Consider the following 1,409-nt stretch of genomic DNA (forward strand, 5'->3'; position numbering starts at 1 on the left):
AGGTCGTCCAGGGTGAGTTTCTTCATTTGGTGGGTCGCGTTGCGGCCCTCGAAGTGGGGTCCGAGTCCGTAGCCCTTGACGGTTTTGGCGAGGATGACGGTGGGTTTGCCCTTGAATTCGGTGGCTGCCTTGTACGCGGCGTAGACCTTGCGGTAGTCGTGGCCGCCGCGTTTGAGGTTCCAGATCTGGTCATCGGTCAGGTCCGCGACGAGGTCCTTGGTGGCCGGGTCTTTGCCGAAGAAGTGTTCGCGGACGAACCCGCCGGATTCTGCCTTGTAGGTCTGGTAGTCCCCGTCGGGGGTTTCGTTCATGATCTTCACGAGCGACCCGTCGGTGTCGCGGGTGAGCAGGTCATCCCATTCCCGGCCCCAGACGACCTTGATCACGTTCCAGCCCGCGCCGCGGAAGAACGCTTCGAGTTCCTGCATGATCTTGCCGTTGCCGCGGACCGGGCCGTCCAGGCGCTGGAGGTTGCAGTTGATCACGAAGTTCAGGTTGTCCAGGTTCTCGTTCGCGGCGAGCTGGAGCAGGCCGCGGGATTCCGGCTCGTCCATTTCGCCGTCGCCCAGGAACGCCCAGACCTGCTGGTCCGAGGTGTCTTTCAGGCCCCGGTTGTGCAGGTAGCGGTTGGACTGGGCCTGGTAGATCGCGTTCATCGGCCCGATGCCCATCGAGACCGTGGGGAATTCCCAGAACGACGGTGCGCTGGAAGCCGAACATGGAGTAGAACACGTAGACCGGGACCAGGGGCACGCCGTGGGTGGCGTAGGCGGTTCCGGCGGCGGTGAACGCTGCCACGGCGCCGGCTTCGTTGATCCCGGGGTGAATCAGCTGCCCTGCGGGGGACTCCTTGTAGGCCAGGACCAGGTCCCGGTCCACAGAAAGATAGTTCTGCCCGCCGGGGTTGTAGATCTTCGCTGTCGGGAAGAAGGCGTCCATACCGAAGGTCCGTGATTCGTCCGGCACGATGGGCACAATCCGGTGGCCGAACTTCTTGTCACGGAGCAGGTCCTTGAGGAGCCGGACAAAGGCCATGGTGGTGGCGGCCCGCTGCTTGCCCGTGCCCCGCTTGGCGACGTCAAACGTCTTGGCCTCGGGCAGTTCAACGGCCTGGTGGTTTGGCCGGCGTTCGGGGACGGCCCCGCCAAGTGCCCTCCGCCGCTCGTGGAGATAGACAATTTCCGGGGCATCATGGCCGGGATGGAAATACGGCGGGCTGTACGGGTCCTCCTCCAGCCGGGCATCGGAAATCGGAATCCGCAGGTAGTCCCTGAATTCCTTGAGGTCGTCCAGGGTGAGTTTCTTCATTTGGTGGGTCGCGTTGCGGCCCTCGAAGTGGGGTCCGAGTCCGTAGCCCTTGACGGTTTTGGCGAGGATGACGGTGGGTTTGCCCTTGAATTCGGTGGCTG

Annotated in this window: 1 protein-coding gene and 2 pseudogenes; 1 reads left to right on the forward strand and 2 read right to left on the reverse strand. The window is 63.4% G+C overall.

The features are described from left to right. Both M8J71_RS21525 and M8J71_RS23745 read right to left on the reverse strand, forming a co-directional pair. Window positions 1-701: pseudogene (locus M8J71_RS21525) on the reverse strand (pyruvate dehydrogenase (acetyl-transferring), homodimeric type); the annotation flags it as partial. Between the two features lie 52 nt (window positions 702-753). Next, window positions 754-1,035: pseudogene (locus M8J71_RS23745) on the reverse strand (pyruvate dehydrogenase (acetyl-transferring), homodimeric type); the annotation flags it as partial. Between M8J71_RS23745 and M8J71_RS23750 the strand changes: the two are divergent. After that, window positions 982-1,409 (forward strand): hypothetical protein (locus M8J71_RS23750; protein WP_374114889.1); only part of this gene is annotated, 428 nt, incomplete at its 3' end. The pseudogene M8J71_RS23745 and the gene M8J71_RS23750 sit on opposite strands and share 54 nt — an antisense overlap.

The sequence above is a fragment of the Pseudarthrobacter sp. R1 genome (assembly GCF_024494415.1).
Taxonomy (GTDB): domain Bacteria; phylum Actinomycetota; class Actinomycetes; order Actinomycetales; family Micrococcaceae; genus Arthrobacter.